Origin of the sequence: Desulfovibrio sp., from assembly GCF_009712225.1 — a bacterium.
GTDB lineage: Bacteria > Desulfobacterota > Desulfovibrionia > Desulfovibrionales > Desulfovibrionaceae > Desulfovibrio.
The window spans coordinates 1-2,099 of the sequence record NZ_WASP01000021.1 but is presented as its reverse complement, the minus strand read 5'-3'; the positions used below and the strand labels follow the sequence as shown (position 1 = coordinate 2,099).

General features: G+C 55.6%; 1 rRNA gene. It reads right to left on the bottom strand.

The features are described from left to right. Window positions 1-1,834 (bottom strand): 23S ribosomal RNA (locus F8N36_RS16300); the annotation flags it as partial. Window positions 1,835-2,099: the final 265 nt, after the last annotated feature.

The following is a 2,099-nucleotide window of genomic DNA, read 5'->3' as shown; positions in this document are numbered from 1 at the left end:
TCGTTACGCCATTCGTGCAGGTCGGAACTTACCCGACAAGGAATTTCGCTACCTTAGGACCGTTATAGTTACGGCCGCCGTTTACCGGGGCTTCAATTCGGAGCTTGCACCCCTCCTTTTAACCTTCCGGCACCGGGCAGGCGTCAGACCCTATACGTCGTCTTGCGACTTCGCAGAGCCCTGTGTTTTTAGTAAACAGTCGCCACCCCCTGGTCTGTGCCACCCGCCCCTGGTTGCCCAGGAACGGGTACCCCTTTTCCCGAAGTTACGGGGTCATTTTGCCTAGTTCCTTCAACATCGTTCTCTCAAGCGCCTTGGTATACTCTACCAGTCCACCTGTGTCGGTTTCGGGTACGGTCTATGCGCTGGCGTTATTTCCCGGACCCCCGTCACTGCCCTCACCAATCCGATAAGGGAAGACAATTTAAAGGGGTCGTCACGTCCAGCAGGCCCAGGAATATTAACCTGGTTCCCATCGACTACGGCTTTCGCCCTCGCCTTAGGGGCCGGCTCACCCTGCGCGGATTAGCCTTGCGCAGGAACCCTTGGACTTTCGGCGACAGTGTTTCTCACACTGTTTGTCGCTACTCATGTCAGCATTCTCACTTCCGATACCTCCAGGCACCCTCGCGGGGACCCTTCGCAGGCTTACGGAACGCTCCGCTACCACGTGGATTGCTCCACATCCGCAGCTTCGGTACATGGCTTGAGCCCCGGTACATCTTCGGCGCAGGACGGCTGTTAGACCAGTGAGCTATTACGCTTTCTTTAAAGGATGGCTGCTTCTAAGCCAACCTCCTGGTTGTTTTGGCCTTCCCACATCCTTTCCCACTTAGCCATGATTTGGGGACCTTAGCTGGCGGTCTGGGCTGTTTCCCTCTCGACGACGGACCTTAGCACCCGCCGTCTGTCTGCCGTGCTCTACTCACCGGTATTCGGAGTTTGGTTAGGTTTGGTAGCTCTTTGGGAACCCCTAGCCCATCCAGTGCTCTACCCCCGGCGGTAATACACGACGCACTACCTAAATAGTTTTCGCGGAGAACCAGCTATTTCCGAGTTTGATTAGCCTTTCACCCCTAGCCACAGGTCATCCCCGTCTTTTTCAACAGACGTGAGTTCGGTCCTCCAGTGGGTGTTACCCCACCTTCAACCTGCCCATGGCTAGATCACCCGGTTTCGGGTCTAATGCATGCAACTTGACGCCCTGTTCAGACTCGCTTTCGCTGCGCCTACACCTACCGGCTTAAGCTTGCTGCATACACTAAGTCGCTGACCCATTATACAAAAGGTACGCGGTCACTTCACAAGGAAGCTCCCACTGTTTGTAGGCATTCCGTTTCAGGAACTCTTTCACTCCCCTCGTCGGGGTGCTTTTCACCTTTCCCTCACGGTACTTGTGCACTATCGGTCACTGAGGAGTACTTAGGCTTGGAGGGTGGTCCCCCCATGTTCAGACAGGATTTCACGTGTCCCGCCCTACTCAAGGACCTTACATGCTTCCACCCGTACGGGGCTATCACCCGCTATGGCCCGACTTTCCAGACGGTTCCGGTTACACATGCAAGGCCACTGGCCTGGTCCGCGTTCGCTCGCCACTACTAGCGGAGTCTCGGTTGATGTCCTTTCCTCTGGCTACTTAGATGTTTCAGTTCGCCAGGTTCGCCTCCCGACCCTATGTATTCAGGTCGGGATCACCCGAAGGTGGGGTTTCCCCATTCGGAAATCCACGGATCAAAGCCTGCTCGCGGCTCCCCGTAGCTTATCGCAGCGTGCTACGTCCTTCATCGCCTCTCAGTGCCAAGGCATCCACGAAATGCCCTTAAGACGCTTGATCGCATCATACGTAGGGACAAGCCCGACGCTGATACAGTTCACTTTACCCACGACATAATGTCGTCAAAGGCGGATTTGCCTCCGACAACCAATATGTCAGATCAGAAAAACCTATTCACGATGACAAAGAACGATGGCCCGTCATGCGACGGTCCGCGCTTTAAGACAAGCTTAAACGCGAAAGACAACTCCTCGATATGATTGACCTCAGTCGCCGGCGCGGACATCCGTCCGCTTGGCTTTCGCGCGAACGCTCGCGCGGGGCC